The sequence below is a fragment of the Teichococcus rhizosphaerae genome, assembly GCF_002631185.1.
Lineage (GTDB): Bacteria > Pseudomonadota > Alphaproteobacteria > Acetobacterales > Acetobacteraceae > Pseudoroseomonas > Pseudoroseomonas rhizosphaerae.
The window spans coordinates 1-13,515 of record NZ_PDNU01000074.1 but is presented as its reverse complement, the minus strand read 5'-3'; the positions used below and the strand labels follow the sequence as shown (position 1 = coordinate 13,515).

The following is a 13,515-nucleotide window of genomic DNA, read 5'->3' as shown; positions in this document are numbered from 1 at the left end:
CTGCCGGAGCTGTTGGTCAAGGTGTTGCTCCGGCGGAACGGACATGGGCGCTGCGGATCTTCATACGCTCGCTCCCCGGCGGAAGTTGAGCCTGAGGTCGGCGGCGTTGATCACCACAGCCGCACTCGGATGCTCGGTGATGCTCACTGCCATGCGCTCGGGCGCCAGATGGGAACCGAGCGACAGCATCCCCTGCAACCTTCATTTGGCTCAGCCTGAGCAGTGCGGGAACAGGGGGAGAGGGTGACGGCAGCAATGCCGGTTGGTAGCAATTTGCACTGAGAGACCGGAATCTCCACCGTCCCCACGAGCTCCTATCGCTACATTCCCCGCGTGATCCGGGGCGCTTCCTACGTTCGGCCGCTGCAGGCGGTGCCTCGCCGGTACCCGCGAACGTCATGATTCGCGCACTCCGATATCAACGCTGAGCGCCGCATCAGCAATCGCCTACCGTGCGCTGTAATAAAACGTAAGAAATGAAAGCCGCTCAGAAGGACGACGGACATGGTGGGAACGTGTAGGCTCCTCCGCATCCTGCTGACGGCGCGTCACGAGGGTGGCTTGCCGACGGAACAAGCCGCGCGTGCCGACCAGGCCTTGTGCCACGTCTGCCGTCGGTGGAGGCGTCCCGCCGAACACGGGATATCCGCTCTGACGGCCAGCCCGGTTCGGCGCGGCGTGGCAAAAGGAGGAAGCATGACCGCCGCTTCTCGTCGCAGCTTGACCGCACGTCTCGTCATTGGATTCGGCCTCGCGCTCACCGCCGCGGCCTGCGCGCCGCAAGGCGCCACGCCCCAGGCCTCGGTTCCCCCCGCATCGCAAATGTCGCTCCAGCCGTCGGGTCAGGCCGCCGCCTCGTCCGGTGGGGGCATGTCGGGCATGGACCACTCCAACATGCCCGGGATGAGCCATTCCAACATGCAGGGCATGCAGGGGCACAACATGTCGGGCATGAGCATGCAGGACACGATGGCCCACTGCAGGCAGATGCAGGCGGACGCGGGCCGCGGGGCCCGAATGTCCCCCGACATGCAGGCCATGATGGCGCAGTGCAGCCAGATGCAGTCGCAAGGGGGCTCCACATCCGGCGGCGCCGCTCACCGCCACTAACGAACGTCGGAATGGGGGTGTGTGACCCCCATTCCTCGATGTGCCCGGTCTAAAGCCGCACCGTCCGCAGCCGCAGCGCATTGCCGATGACGGACACCGAGCTGAGCGCCATCGCCAGCGCGGCGACGATCGGGCTGAGCAGGAGGCCGAGGAACGGGTAGAGCACGCCCGCCGCCAGCGGCACGCCGGCCGCATTGTAGACGAACGCGAGGAACAGGTTCTGCCGGATATTCCTCATCACCGCGCGCGACAGGTGCCGCGCCCGCGCGATGCCCGCCAGGTCGCCCTTCACCAGCGTCACGCCCGCGCTCTGCATGGCGACATCCGTGCCGGTGCCCATGGCGATGCCCACATCGGCCTCGGCCAGTGCCGGGGCGTCGTTCACCCCGTCGCCCGCCATGGCGACGACCTTCCCCTGTGCGCGGAGGTCCCGGACGATGCGGTGCTTGTCCTCGGGCAGCACGTCGCCCTGGAACTCATCAATGCCGAGCTTCCGCGCGACCGCTTCGGCGGTGGTGCGGTTGTCCCCGGTCAGCATGACGATATGGATGCCATCGGCCCGCAGGCTCTGCAGGGCGGCGGACGTGGTCTGCTTGATGGGATCGGCCACCGCGATGACGCCGCCCGGCTTGCCGTCCACCGCCAGGAACAGGGCCGTGCCGCCCTCCCGCCGCAACTCGTCCGCCCGGGCGGCGAGCCCGCCCAGCTCCACCCCCAGCTCCTGCATCAGGCGGGCGTTGCCCAACGCGACGCGACGCCCGTCCACCGTGCCGGTCACCCCCTTGCCGGTCACCGAGGTGAAGTCGGCGGGCTCCCACATCTCACCTCCTCGTTCGCGCGCCGCGGCGACGATGGCGGCCGCCAGCGGGTGCTCGCTCGAACGCTCCAGGCTGGCCGCGAGCGGCAGCACCTCGGCCTCCGCCAGGCCGGGCGCCGGAACCACGGCCACCACCTTGGGCTTGCCTTCGGTCAGCGTGCCGGTCTTGTCCACGACCAGCGTGTCCACCTTCTCCATGTGCTCGAGCGCCTCGGCGGACTTGATGAGGACGCCCGCACCGGCGCCCTTGCCGACGCCGACCATGATCGACATCGGCGTGGCCAATCCCAGCGCGCAGGGGCAGGCGATGATGAGCACGGAGACGGCCGCGATCAGCCCGTAGGAGAGCGCCGGGCTCGGGCCCCAGACCGCCCAGGCGATGAAGGACAGGATGGCCACGGCGATCACCGCGGGCACGAAGTAGCCGGAGACGGTATCGGCCATGCGCTGGATGGGCGCCCGGCTGCGCTGGGCCTCGGCGACCATGGCCACGATGCGCGAGAGCATGGTGTCGGATCCCACCTTGTCCGCCCGCATGACCAGCGAGCCGGTGCCGTTCACCGTGCCGCCGATAACCTTGGCGCCAGGCGCCTTCTCAACCGGCAGGGACTCGCCGGTAACCATGGACTCGTCCACGGCGCCGCTCCCCTCCAGCACCTCGCCGTCCACCGGCACGCTCTCACCGGGCCGCACGCGCAGCCGGTCGCCGACATGCACCTCGGCGAGGCTGATTTCCTCGTCCGTCCCATCCAGCCGGATACGCCGTGCCGTCTTGGGCGCCATGTTCAGCAGCGCGCGGATGGCGCCGCCGGTCTGCTCGCGGGCGCGCAGCTCCAGCACCTGCCCGAGCAGCACGAGGACCGTGATGACGGCGGCGGCCTCGAAGTAGACGGCGACGGTGCCGTCCATCCCGCGGAAGCCCTCGGGGAAGACGCCGGGCGCGAAGGTCGCGATCAGGCTGTAGAGGTAGGCGGCGCCGGTGCCGAGCGCGATCAGGCTGAACATGTTGAGGCTGCGGTTCACCACCGACTGCCAGCCGCGCATGAAGAAGGGCCAGCCCGCCCAGAGCACCACCGGTGTCCCGAGGAGGAACTGGATCCAGGTGGAAGCTCTTGGCGAGATCAGGTTATGCAGGTCGAGGCCGGGGATGTGCGCGCCCATTTCCAGGACGACCACAGGCAGCGTCAGCACCAACCCGATCCAGAACCGGCGGGTCATGTCGATGAGCTCGGGGTTCGGTCCGGCCTCGACCGCCACTTCCAGTGGCTCCAGGGCCATGCCGCAGATGGGGCAGTTGCCCGGCCCCTGCTGCCGGATTTGCGGGTGCATCGGGCAGGTGTAGATGGCGGCCTTCTGCGCCGCTGTCGGTGCGGCCGCCTTTTCCGGCTTGAGGTACTTCTCGGGCTCGGCCTCGAACTTCGTCCGGCACCCGGCCGAGCAGAAGTGGAACGTCGTCCCGCCGTGCTCCACGCGGTGCTTCGAGGTGGCCGGGTCCACCTTCATCCCGCAGACCGGGTCGGTGACGAGCCCGGTATCGGCCACCGCCACGTCCCCATGGCCATGCTGGTGATGGCTGTGCTGATGCTTGGCACGGTGTTCGTGGCCATGGCCTTGGTGCTGACCGCTCATCGAGTTTTGCCTCCAGCTCGCCGCCCGCAATGCCGCAGGCTCCTGTACCTCAACTACACGCAGGGTGCGGCTTCCCACGGCGGGAAAGTCAAGCCCGGTCCGAGCCTCAGTTCATCCAAGAAGCGCTTGACCCTCCCACAGTGGGAAACCCGAGAATTTCGCTCGGACCACTGCGTTCGGTCGACATGGAGGCCATCATGAACATCGGGCAAGCCGCTAAGGCATCCGGCGTCTCCGCCAAGATGCTCCGGTATTATGAGAGCATCGGCCTGCTCGCGAAAGCTGGTCGCACAGCGGCGGGCTATCGGGTTTACTCGGATCGCGACGTGAACACGTTGCGCTTTATCCGGCGGGCACGAGACTTCGGGCTTCCCCTTGAACGCATCAAGCTGCTCATCGGCCTTTGGCAGGACGAGAACCGGGCGAGTGCGGACGTGAAGCAAATTGCCCTCGAGCACACGGCCGAGCTGAGGGCCAAGATCGACCAGTTGACCCGAATGTGCGAAGCACTTGAGAGGCTCGCAATATCCTGCGACGGCGGACACCGGCCAGAGTGCCCCATTCTCGACCAGATCGCCGAGGGGGGACTGGGTGATGATGTTCCGCACGGGCGGCGCGCCGAGCAAGGAAGCAGGACCAGACACAGCGTGCCGGAAGACTCCGGCCACTTCAGGGAACAACGTGATGAATGGTAAGATCGTCCTGATTTCAATGAGCAGACGGTCCATCCTCAGCCTCGGGCTGGGTGCAGCGGTTCTCCCTGCCAGCCTCGCCAGCGGGACCTAGGGCCCTCGGTTGGAGGTTTGGAAGGACGCGACCTGCGGGTGCTGCGACGGATGGGTCAAGCACATGAAGGCGGCGGGCTTTGAGGCCACCGTGCACGACGTGACCGACCTCCAGGCGGTCAAGGCCGCCCATGGTGTCCCGGACGCCCTTCAGTCCTGCCACACGGCCGTCGTGGACGGATACGTGGTCGAGGGGCATGTCCCCGCCGCCGACGTACGCCGCCTGCTCGCCGAACGGCCCCGCGCCAAGGGGCTGTCCGCGCCGGGGATGCCGCCTTCCTCGCCGGGGATGGACATCCCGGGTACGCCCTACGAGGTCGTGCTGTTCGGCGCGCCCGGCGGCGACCGAGTTTGGGCGCGGCACTGACCATCGGGACGGGACAATTGCCACCCCGGCCTCGCTCGGTTTGAGCCAGGTCAAGGCGGCGCGCGCCGCCGCCTACCAAAGTCACGGAAGACGAGAGAAGGAAAGCTGCGATGCACGACAATTCTCCGACGTCCTGGTGGCGCAGCAGGGGCGGCATCGCCCTGATCGGTTTCGGCCTCGTCGCCGCGTTCTACGTCCTGCGCGAGCACTACGCGCACGCCCTGGGCGCGTTGCCGTACCTGCTCCTGCTTGCCTGCCCGCTGATGCACCTGTTCATGCACCACGGCCACGGGGGCCATGCGGGGCACCGCGAGCCGGGCGGGCGCACAGAGCGGGAGCAGCCCCGGGGAGGCGCATCATGACGCACGACGTGCGCCCGCCCGCGGGCTCTGGACCCTGGTCATCCTGAACTGACTGAACGCAGGCTGAGCACCCCTCGGCCACCATCCGCGCGGGCGCCCGCGCGCCGCCACGGCAAGGAGAGAGGGCATGAGCACCGCCACGTTCGACATCCGCGGCCTCCTTTCGCCGCTGAGCGCGCAGGGCATCGAACGGCGGCTCCGCACGCTGCCGGGCGTCACCGCCGTGGCGGTGAACCCGGCGGGGAGCAGTGCAACCGTCACCTTCGACGAGGGCCGCATCTCGGGCGAGGCGCTCGCCGCCGAGATCCGCGCCTGCGGTTTCTACTGCCGTGGCGAGGCCGTGCCGCGGCACCTCTGTGACGCCGAGGGCACCCCCGATATCGGACACGCGGGGCACCGGACCGGACCGCCAGCGGGCCCCAAGCGCGGCCGCACCGCTGAGCACGGCGCGATGGCGCACGAGATGGGCCACGGCGCGGGCCAGGACATGGGCGACATGGTCCGCGACATGCGTCGGCGCTTCCTCGTGGCGCTCGCCTTCACCGTGCCGATCCTGATCTACGAGCCGATGGGGATGTCCTTCACCCCGCCCTCGCCCCCCTTCGGCCTCAACCTCGACCTGCTCCTGTTCCTGCTCGCGACCGGCGCGGTGCTCTATCCCGCATGGCCCTTCGTGGTGGCGGCCTGGCGAGCGCTGCGCAACGGCGTCCTGAACATGGCGGTGCTGGTCGTGCTCAGCGTCGGCACCGGCTACCTGTTCAGCATCGGCAGCACCTTCTTGTTCGACGGGCCGCAGTTCTACGAGGCCGCCGCGGTCCTGATGGTCTTCATCCTGCTCGGCCACTGGCTGGAGATGCGGGCCCGCGCCGGGGCCTCGGCGGCGGTCCGCGCGCTTCTCGACCTCGCTCCGCCCAAGGCAACCGTCCTGCGGGGCGGCCGCGAGGTGGAGATCCCGACGGCCGAGGTCGTCCAGGGCGACGTCGTCGTGATCCGCCCAGGCAACAAGATCCCGGTGGACGGTACCGTGATCGAGGGCTCGTCGCAGGTGGACGAGTCCATGCTGACCGGCGAATCCATGCCAGTCACCAAGGGCCCTGGCAGCGCCGTCACCGGCGCGACCATCAACAAGAGCGGGACCTTCCGCTACCGCGCCGAGCGAGTGGGCGCCGACACCGCGCTGGCGCAGATTGTCAAGCTGGTGCAGGAGGCGCAGAACTCGAAGGCGCCCGCGCAGCTGCTGGCCGACCGCGCGGCGCAATGGCTGGTGCTCGCGGCGATCGTGTTCGGGCTGCTGACCTTCGCCGTCTGGTACTGGGTCGTGGGCCAGACGCTCCTCTTCGCCGTAACCATGATGATCACGGTCTTCGTCATCGCCTGCCCGGACGCGCTCGGCCTGGCGATGCCCATGGCGGTGATGGTCGGCACCGGGCTGGGCGCGAAGCACGGCATCCTGTTCAAGAACGCCGCCGCGCTCGAGGACGCGGCCAAGCTCGATGTCATCGTCTTCGACAAGACGGGCACGCTCACGGTGGGCCAACCTGAGGTGGTCGAGCTGGTCCCCGCCCCGGGCGTGGAGGCGCCCACGCTGCTCGCCCGCGCCGCCGCGGTGGAGATCGGGACCGACCACCCGCTGGCGCAGGCGATCCTCCGGCGGGCCAAGGATGCGCTCGCCGTCGCTCCGGCGACCGGCTTCCGCGTCCTCGAGGGGCGCGGCGCGCAGGCGGAGGTCGAAGGCCGCACCATCCTGCTCGGCAACCGTCGGCTGATGGACGAGGAACGGGTGGACCTCGCGGGCCTTGAGGCCGAGGCGGCACGGCTGCAGGGCGCGGGCCGCACGGTCGTGCATGTGGCCGAGGCAGGGCGCCTGCTCGGCCTGGTCGCCATCGCCGACGCGCCGCGACCGACCGCGGCCGAGACGGTACGGCGTCTGCGCGCGCGCGGCGTGCAGGTGGCGATGCTGACCGGGGACAACCGAGGCACGGCGGACCGCATCGGGCGCATGCTCGGCCTCGACCTCGTGCTCGCCGACGTGCTGCCTGGGCAGAAGGCCGAGAAGATCCGCGAACTGCAGGCCCAGGGCCGCCGCGTCGGCATGGTGGGCGACGGCATCAACGACGCCCCCGCCCTGACCCGGGCGGACGTCGGCTTCGCCATCGGCGCTGGCACCGACGTCGCGATCGAGAGCGCCGATGTGGTGCTGATGCGCAGCGACCCGCTGGACGTGGTCACCGCGGTCGAGCTGTCGCGCGCGACGCTGCGCAAGATGCACCAGAACCTCTGGTGGGCGGTGGGCTACAATGTCATCGCCTTCCCGCTGGCGGCCGGTGTCCTGTACCCCTTCACGTTGAGCCCGGAGGTGGCGGCGCTGTCGATGTCGGGCAGCACGGTGATCGTGGCGCTCAACGCCCTGATTCTGCGACGCACGCGGCTGAGCAGTGACGCGGCGGCGCAGGGCCGCGGCATGGCGGCGGCGCCTATCGACGTGCATCCCGCGGAGGGGCGGGTTTGAGCGGACTTGCCGCTCGTGTTGCACGGCGCGGGGCCGCGTGTGTCCGGTGGCGTGCCGCCGTTCGCGACACTGGGCCGCAGGCTGGTGCCGTGGCTCTCAATCCGGTGCGCGCACCGTAGCGCGGCCGGGGCATCCCCGACAGTGGACAAAGAGGAGGATGATCATGGCGAACAACGCAAGAATCCGGGTTGGCGTCGTTGGCTACGGCGTCATCGGCAAGCGCGTCGCGGGCGCGGTGGCCTGCCAGGAGGACATGGAACTCACCGGCATTGCCGACGTGCTGACGGACTGGCGCATGCGGGCCGCCGCGCGGACGGGCTTCCGGCTGTACGGCGCGACGCCGGACCACGCCGAGGCGATGCAGCGCGTCGGACTGCCGGTGGAGGGCGACCAGGAGGCGCTCCTCGGCCGCTTGGACGTGGTGGTGGACTGCACCCCGAAGCACGTCGCGGTGAAGAACGTCGAAGCCTACCGGCGGCGCGGGGTGAAGTTCATCCTCCAGGGCGGCGAGAAGCACGAGACCACCGGCCATTCCTTCGTAGCCGAGGCGAACTACGCGACCGCCATCGACCGCGACGCCACCCGGGTCGTGTCCTGCAACACCAGCTCGGCCGTCCGCACGCTCAGCGCGCTGAAGCGCGCCGGTCTGCTGCGGCGCGCCCGTGGCACACTGCTGCGCCGGGCGACGGACCCGTGGGAGAGCCACCTCGGCGGCATCATGAACACCCTGGTGCCGGAGGCGGAAATCCCGAGCCACCAGGGGCCGGACGCACAGACCGTCGATCCGGAGCTGGACGTGGTGACGGTCGCCATCAAGGTTCCGGAAACGATCGGCCATGTGCACAGCTGGGCCGTCCAGCTCACCCGCTCCGCCTCGCGTGAGGAGGTCCTCGACGCCTTCCGGACCTCCTCCCGGATCGCCTTCGTCGAGGCGCGGGACGGGCTGCCCGCCCCGAACACCATCAAGGAGCTGACCGCCGACCTCGGCCGCCCGCACGGCAACCTGTACGAGGTCGCGCTCTGGTCCGACACGCTGAAGGTCCTGGGGGACGAACTGTTCTACCTCTACATGGTGGACAACCAGGCGATCGTGATCCCCGAGACGGTGGACGCGATCCGCGCCCTCACGGGCCGCGAGCTGGAGGCGCGCGCCTCGATCGCGCGCACCGACGCAGCCCTCGGCATCACCGGCACGCTGGTCTGACGGGCGACATGGCCGAAGGGACACGAACTCCCGGTCGCCGAGAGGGCGTGCCTCCCGGCGCTCGCCGCCCTCTCGCCCACGGCACGCATCGAGCGCCTCCCCGCCGAGTCCGGAGGAGCGCTGCCATGAGCGACGCGGCAGCGGCACTGGGCGTCGACCACCTTTCGCCCGAGAACCCGCTGGCCGAGGCCGAGGTCGTGACCCCGCACATCCCCAATGGCCCCGGCACCCGCCACCTGATCTCGGACGCCGAGTTCGCCCGTATGAAGCCTGGCGCCGTGCTGGTGGACACCGCGCGCGGCGGGGTGATTGACGCCACCGCGCTAGTGCGGGCGCTGGATGCGGGCTGCCTCGGCGGCGCCGGGCTGGAGGTGCTGCCGGAGGAGTGCCTGATCCGCAGCGAGGCGCAGATCTTCCGCAGCGATCCGCTCCTTGACAGCGAGCGCCTCCGCGGGCTCCTTGAGGGTCGGGCGCTGCTCCACTTCCCCGACGTGGTCGTCACGCCGCACAACGCCTACTACACCGAGGGGGCGCTGCGCCGCATCCGGGAGACCACCCTCGGTAACGTCGAGGTATTCGCGCGGCGCGGATCGCGGAACCTCGTCTCCTACTCCGGCACTCCGGCTTGACCCGCTCGCTGAGTACGGTGCGGGTCGAGCCCGGCGAGCCGCTGCCCTTGGGGCTGAGCGAGGCCTGCGACGGCTTCAACCTGGCGGTCTTCAGCCGCCACGCGACCCGCCTGACCCTGCTCCTGTTCGACGGCCCGCACGGCGCGCTGGCCGCCACCGTGCCGCTCGACCCCGATCGGCACCGCACAGGCGATGTCTGGCATGCGCGCCTCGTCGGCCTGCCGCATGGCGCGGCCTATGCCCTGCGCGCGGAGGGCCCCTTCGCGCCCGCGGAGGGCCATCGCTTCGACCCCACCCGGACGCTGCTCGACCCCTTTGCGAGCGCCGTGACGACGGGTCCTGACGGGGCGGGCCGTTGCCTCGTCGCCGACCAGCGCTTCGACTGGGGCGACGACCGGCCACCGCGCCATCCCTGGCGCGACACGGTCATCTACGAAACCCATGTCCGCGGCCTGACTGCCCATCCCTCATCGGGCGCTCGGCAGTCCGGCTGCTTCGGTGGGGTGTCGGAGATGATCCCCTACCTCCGGAAGCTCGGCGTGACGGCGCTGGAGCTGATGCCGGTGCAGGAAGCCGCCGCCCTCGGGCGCGGCGCGCGCGACCCGGGGACGGGGGCGCCGCTGCCGAATTACTGGGGCTACGACCCGGTCGCCCTGTTCGCGCCGCGCGCCGCCTACGCCTTCGGAGGAGCGGAGGCCGCCTTCGCCGAGTTCAAGGCCATGGTGCGGGAGCTGCACCGCGCCGGTATCGAGGTGATCCTCGACGTCGTCTTCAACCACACGGCCGAGGGCGGCGCCGATGGCCCGACCTTCGCCTTCCGTGGCCTCGACAACGCGATCTACTACCTGCTCGGGCCGGGCGGCGGCTACGCCGACTTCACCGGCTGCGGCAACACCCTGAACTGCAACCACCCTGTGGTGCGCTCGCTCCTGGTGGACTGCCTGCGGCACTGGGTCATGCACGGCCACGTGGACGGCTTCCGCTTCGATCTCGCTTCGGTGCTCGGCCGCGGCCCGGACGGCGCGCTGCTGTCCAACCCGCCCTTACTGGAGCAGATCGCCGAGGATCCGATCCTGCGCCAGGTGAAACTCATTGCGGAGGCGTGGGACTCCGCCGGGGCCTTCCAGGTCGGCGACTTCCCGCACCAGGCCTGGGCCGAGTGGAACGCCCGCTACCGCGACGACGTGCGCCGTTTCTGGCGTGGCGACCCGGGCATGACGGCCGCCTTCGCCACCCGGCTCTGCGGCAGTTCCGACCTCTACGGCGGCGACGTGGGCGGGCCGCTGCGCAGCGTGAACTTCGTCACCTCGCACGACGGCTTCACGCTGAACGACCTAGTGACCTACGCCCGTCGGCACAACGAAGCGAATGGCGAGGGCAACCGCGACGGGCCCAGGGAGGAGTTCAGCGACAACAACGGCGCCGAGGGCCCGAGCGAGGACCCGGCCGTGGAGGCGGTGCGGCGACGCCAAGTTCGCAACCTGCTCGCCACCCCATTCCTCTCGCGCGGGGTGCCGATGCTGCTCGGCGGCGACGAATTCCGCCGCACCCAGCGCGGCAACAGCAATCCGTGGTGCCAGGACAACGAGGTCTCCTGGTATGACTGGGACCTGGCGCGGCGCAACGCGGACCTGATCCGCTTCGTGCGCGGCCTGACGGCCTTGCGCCGGGCCCACCCGGTGCTGGCGGCGGAACGCTTCTACACGGCCGGGGAGATCGCCTGGTTCGGGCCCGACGGCGGGCCGCCGGACTGGCATGGCCCGGAGAACCGCCTCGGCTGCGTGATCCGGGAGGAGGCCCCCGCGCCCGGCGGGCTTTGCCTGCTGTTCAACGCCGCCCGCCGCTCCGCCCGCTTCGTTCTGCCAGTGCCCCCCGCCAGCCCCTGGGGCGTCGCGCTGGACACCGCGGCCGCCCCGCCCGGCGACATCGCCGAGCCGGGGGCCGAGCCGTCGCCGCCCGACCCCGCGGCTACGGTGCTGCCGCCCCGCTCCACCCTTGTCCTCGTTTCCCGCTGAGGAGTCCGCCATGGCCGCGTCCCTCGACCCCTTCCTCGCTCGGACGCGCATCGCCTACCTCTCGATGGAGATGGCGCTGCACCCCGGGATCCACACCTACTCCGGCGGCCTCGGCGTCCTCGCGGGCGACACCGCCCGCTCGGCCGCTGACCTCGAGTTGCCGATGGTCTTCGTGACGCTTGCCAGCCGCGAGGGGTACCTGCGGCAGGAGATCGGCCAGGACGGGCGGCAGGTGGACCACGCGGATCCGTGGGAGCCCGCGGATTGGGCCTCGCCCCTCGACGCAGCGGTGGCGATCCGGATCGAGGGTCACTCTGTCTGGATCCGCGCCTGGCTCCGCGTCCTGACCTGCCCGCTCGGGCACCGCGTGCCGGTGCTACTGCTTGACACACAGCTCGAGGTGAACGCCCCCGAGGACCGCGGCATCACGGACCGGCTTTACGGCGGTGACGAGGTGCTGCGCCTGCGCCAGGAAGCGGTGCTCGGCATCGGCGGCGAGCGGATGCTCCGCGCCCTCGGCTTCGAGATCGAAACCTACCACCTGAACGAGGGCCATGCCGCGCTTCTGCCGCTCTCGCTGCTGCGCCGCCACCGGCTGGCATCCGACCGCCCGGCGGAGGGCCCGCTGCGCTATGACCCGGATCCGGTGCGCGAGCGCTGCATCTTCACCACCCACACCCCAGTCGAGGCCGGGCAAGACCGCTTCCCTTATGGGTTGGTCGAGCGAATCCTGGGCGACTTTTTCGAGACCGACCAGCTCCGGCTGCTGGCTGGCGAGGAGGCGCTGAACATGACGCGCCTCGCCCTGAGCCTCAGCGGCTGGGTGAACGGCGTGGCAACGCGCCACGCCGAGACAACGCGTCGCATGTTCCCGGGCTATCGGATCAACGCTGTCACCAATGGCGTGCATGTACCGACCTGGGCCCATCCCGCCTTCGCCCGCCTTTTCCAGGAGATCGCCCCGAATTGGGCGCATGAGCCGGAGGGGCTGGCGCGCGCCGACCGGCTGCCCGACACGGCGGTCCTCGCCGCCAAAGCCGAGGCGCGGGCGGAGTTGCTGGCCGAGGCTCACCGGCGCACCCCCGAAGCCGCCGCGGCGCTGCGGCCCGACCTGCCCCTGATCGTCTTCGCGCGGCGGATGACCGGCTACAAGCGCCCCGACCTGCTCTTCTCGGACCTTGGTCGGCTGCGGGAAATTGCGGAACGCTCCCCGTTCCAGGTCCTCGTCGCGGGGAAGGCGCACCCGCGTGATGACGTGGGCAAGGAATTGATCCGCACACTCCAGGATCATGCACACCAGCTGGGGGGCGCCGTGCCAGTGGCCTTCCTGCCTGGCTACGACATGGCGCTGGCCCGGTTGATGGTCGCCGGAGCCGATGTCTGGCTGAACACGCCGCTGCCGCCGATGGAAGCCTCCGGGACCAGCGGCATGAAGGCGGCGCTGAACGGCGGGCTGAACCTCAGCGTGCTTGACGGTTGGTGGGTCGAGGCGTGGGAGGAAGGCGTGACCGGTTGGGCGGTCGGTCGCGACGGCGAAGCACCTGGGGATCACGCAGGCCACCTTTACGAGCAGCTTGAGCAAGCCGTGCTGCCGCTCCTCCATGGCGAACCGGCACGCCGGGCCTGGATGATGAAGCAGGCGATCTCCCGGATCGGTGCGCATTTCAACAGCCAATGCATGATGCGCCGCTACGCGGCCGAGGCCTATCTCCGGTGACGCTCCGGATCTCGGGCAACAGCACGTCGATGAGCCGGACGGCGTCGGCACCCGCGCCACTGCCGGACGCCGCCAGGGCGGCGAGGCAGCCATCGCCGAGCTTGCCGCCGTCCAGTAGGCGACTGCGGTTGTTCGCAGCCACCCGGACGCCGTAGCCGAGCGGCAAGCCGAGGTCGTGCAGCCAGCCCTGCACCTCGGTGTGGGTGTGGTCGGCCTCCCGCGCCTCAGCCAGTGCCTTGGCGGCCTTCGCACCCTCATCGCGCACCCGAGCGAGGTCCGATTCCCAGGTGGCCCAGGCACCCGGGTCGTCCTCCCGTGGCGGAGCCGGGTAGCGGCGCTGCCGAGGTCGAAGAGCAGACCGCCGATGGCGC

At 70.3% G+C, this 13,515-nt stretch carries 11 protein-coding genes and 1 pseudogene; 9 read left to right on the top strand and 3 right to left on the bottom strand.

Features of this window, described 5'->3' with window-relative positions:
* Positions 1-60: 60 nt before the first annotated feature.
* Positions 61-189: a hypothetical protein gene (locus tag CR162_RS23170; RefSeq protein ID WP_256371398.1), complete on the bottom strand. Its 129-nt coding sequence runs from the start codon at positions 187-189 to the stop codon at positions 61-63.
* Positions 190-696: 507 nt separating this feature from the next.
* On the opposite strand from CR162_RS23170, the gene CR162_RS20770 reads away from it, so the two are divergent.
* Entirely contained in the window at positions 697-1,110 is a 414-nt protein-coding gene (locus CR162_RS20770) for a hypothetical protein (RefSeq protein ID WP_073139740.1), read from the top strand.
* A gap of 49 nt (positions 1,111-1,159) precedes the next feature.
* On the opposite strand, the gene CR162_RS20765 is transcribed toward CR162_RS20770, so the two are convergent.
* Positions 1,160-3,556, bottom strand: a complete 2,397-nt coding sequence (locus tag CR162_RS20765; protein WP_073139737.1) for a heavy metal translocating P-type ATPase — start codon at positions 3,554-3,556, stop codon at positions 1,160-1,162.
* Between the two features lie 197 nt (positions 3,557-3,753).
* Between CR162_RS20765 and cueR the strand changes: the two genes are divergently transcribed.
* The 8 genes from cueR (at position 3,754) to glgP (ending at position 13,144) form a co-directional block, all read left to right on the top strand.
* Positions 3,754-4,251: a Cu(I)-responsive transcriptional regulator gene (gene cueR, locus CR162_RS20760; protein WP_086062512.1), complete on the top strand. Its 498-nt coding sequence runs from the start codon at positions 3,754-3,756 to the stop codon at positions 4,249-4,251.
* Positions 4,252-4,405: 154 nt separating this feature from the next.
* Positions 4,406-4,708: a DUF411 domain-containing protein gene (locus CR162_RS20755; protein WP_099097406.1), complete on the top strand. Its 303-nt coding sequence runs from the start codon at positions 4,406-4,408 to the stop codon at positions 4,706-4,708.
* Positions 4,709-4,818: 110 nt separating this feature from the next.
* Positions 4,819-5,070: a DUF2933 domain-containing protein gene (locus tag CR162_RS20750; RefSeq protein WP_073139733.1), complete on the top strand. Its 252-nt coding sequence runs from the start codon at positions 4,819-4,821 to the stop codon at positions 5,068-5,070.
* A gap of 127 nt (positions 5,071-5,197) precedes the next feature.
* The gene (locus CR162_RS20745; protein WP_073139730.1) at positions 5,198-7,579 is read left to right on the top strand and encodes a heavy metal translocating P-type ATPase; all 2,382 of its coding nucleotides are present in this window, start codon (positions 5,198-5,200) and stop codon (positions 7,577-7,579) included.
* 163 nt (positions 7,580-7,742) lie between these two features.
* Positions 7,743-8,783 carry a type II glyceraldehyde-3-phosphate dehydrogenase gene (locus CR162_RS20740; RefSeq protein ID WP_073139770.1) on the top strand — a complete coding sequence of 347 codons (1,041 nt, stop codon included), beginning with the start codon at positions 7,743-7,745 and terminating at the stop codon, positions 8,781-8,783.
* A gap of 125 nt (positions 8,784-8,908) precedes the next feature.
* Complete coding sequence (locus CR162_RS20735) at positions 8,909-9,412, top strand: NAD(P)-dependent oxidoreductase (protein WP_073139727.1); 504 nt, start codon at positions 8,909-8,911, stop codon at positions 9,410-9,412.
* Positions 9,409-11,427, top strand: coding sequence for a glycogen debranching protein (locus CR162_RS20730; RefSeq protein ID WP_099097405.1), 2,019 nt, complete (start codon positions 9,409-9,411; stop codon positions 11,425-11,427). The genes CR162_RS20735 and CR162_RS20730 overlap by 4 nt, the downstream gene beginning before the upstream one ends.
* A gap of 10 nt (positions 11,428-11,437) precedes the next feature.
* Positions 11,438-13,144 (top strand): alpha-glucan family phosphorylase, encoded by a 1,707-nt coding sequence (glgP, locus tag CR162_RS20725; protein WP_099097404.1) that lies wholly within the window; start codon positions 11,438-11,440, stop codon positions 13,142-13,144.
* Here the strand turns inward: glgP and CR162_RS22225 are convergent.
* Positions 13,092-13,515, bottom strand: a pseudogene (locus CR162_RS22225) (hypothetical protein); the annotation flags it as partial. The gene glgP and the pseudogene CR162_RS22225 sit on opposite strands and share 53 nt — an antisense overlap.

Coding starts and splice junctions, on each gene's coding strand:
- CR162_RS20765 (WP_073139737.1), bottom strand. CDS start 3,556: ATGAGCGGTCAGCACCAAGGCCATGGCCACGAACACCGTGCCAAGCAT.
- CR162_RS20770 (WP_073139740.1), top strand. CDS start 697: ATGACCGCCGCTTCTCGTCGCAGCTTGACCGCACGTCTCGTCATTGGA.
- cueR (WP_086062512.1), top strand. CDS start 3,754: ATGAACATCGGGCAAGCCGCTAAGGCATCCGGCGTCTCCGCCAAGATG.
- CR162_RS23170 (WP_256371398.1), bottom strand. CDS start 189: ATGCTGTCGCTCGGTTCCCATCTGGCGCCCGAGCGCATGGCAGTGAGC.
- glgP (WP_099097404.1), top strand. CDS start 11,438: ATGGCCGCGTCCCTCGACCCCTTCCTCGCTCGGACGCGCATCGCCTAC.
- CR162_RS20745 (WP_073139730.1), top strand. CDS start 5,198: ATGAGCACCGCCACGTTCGACATCCGCGGCCTCCTTTCGCCGCTGAGC.
- CR162_RS20735 (WP_073139727.1), top strand. CDS start 8,909: ATGAGCGACGCGGCAGCGGCACTGGGCGTCGACCACCTTTCGCCCGAG.
- CR162_RS20750 (WP_073139733.1), top strand. CDS start 4,819: ATGCACGACAATTCTCCGACGTCCTGGTGGCGCAGCAGGGGCGGCATC.
- CR162_RS20755 (WP_099097406.1), top strand. CDS start 4,406: ATGAAGGCGGCGGGCTTTGAGGCCACCGTGCACGACGTGACCGACCTC.
- CR162_RS20740 (WP_073139770.1), top strand. CDS start 7,743: ATGGCGAACAACGCAAGAATCCGGGTTGGCGTCGTTGGCTACGGCGTC.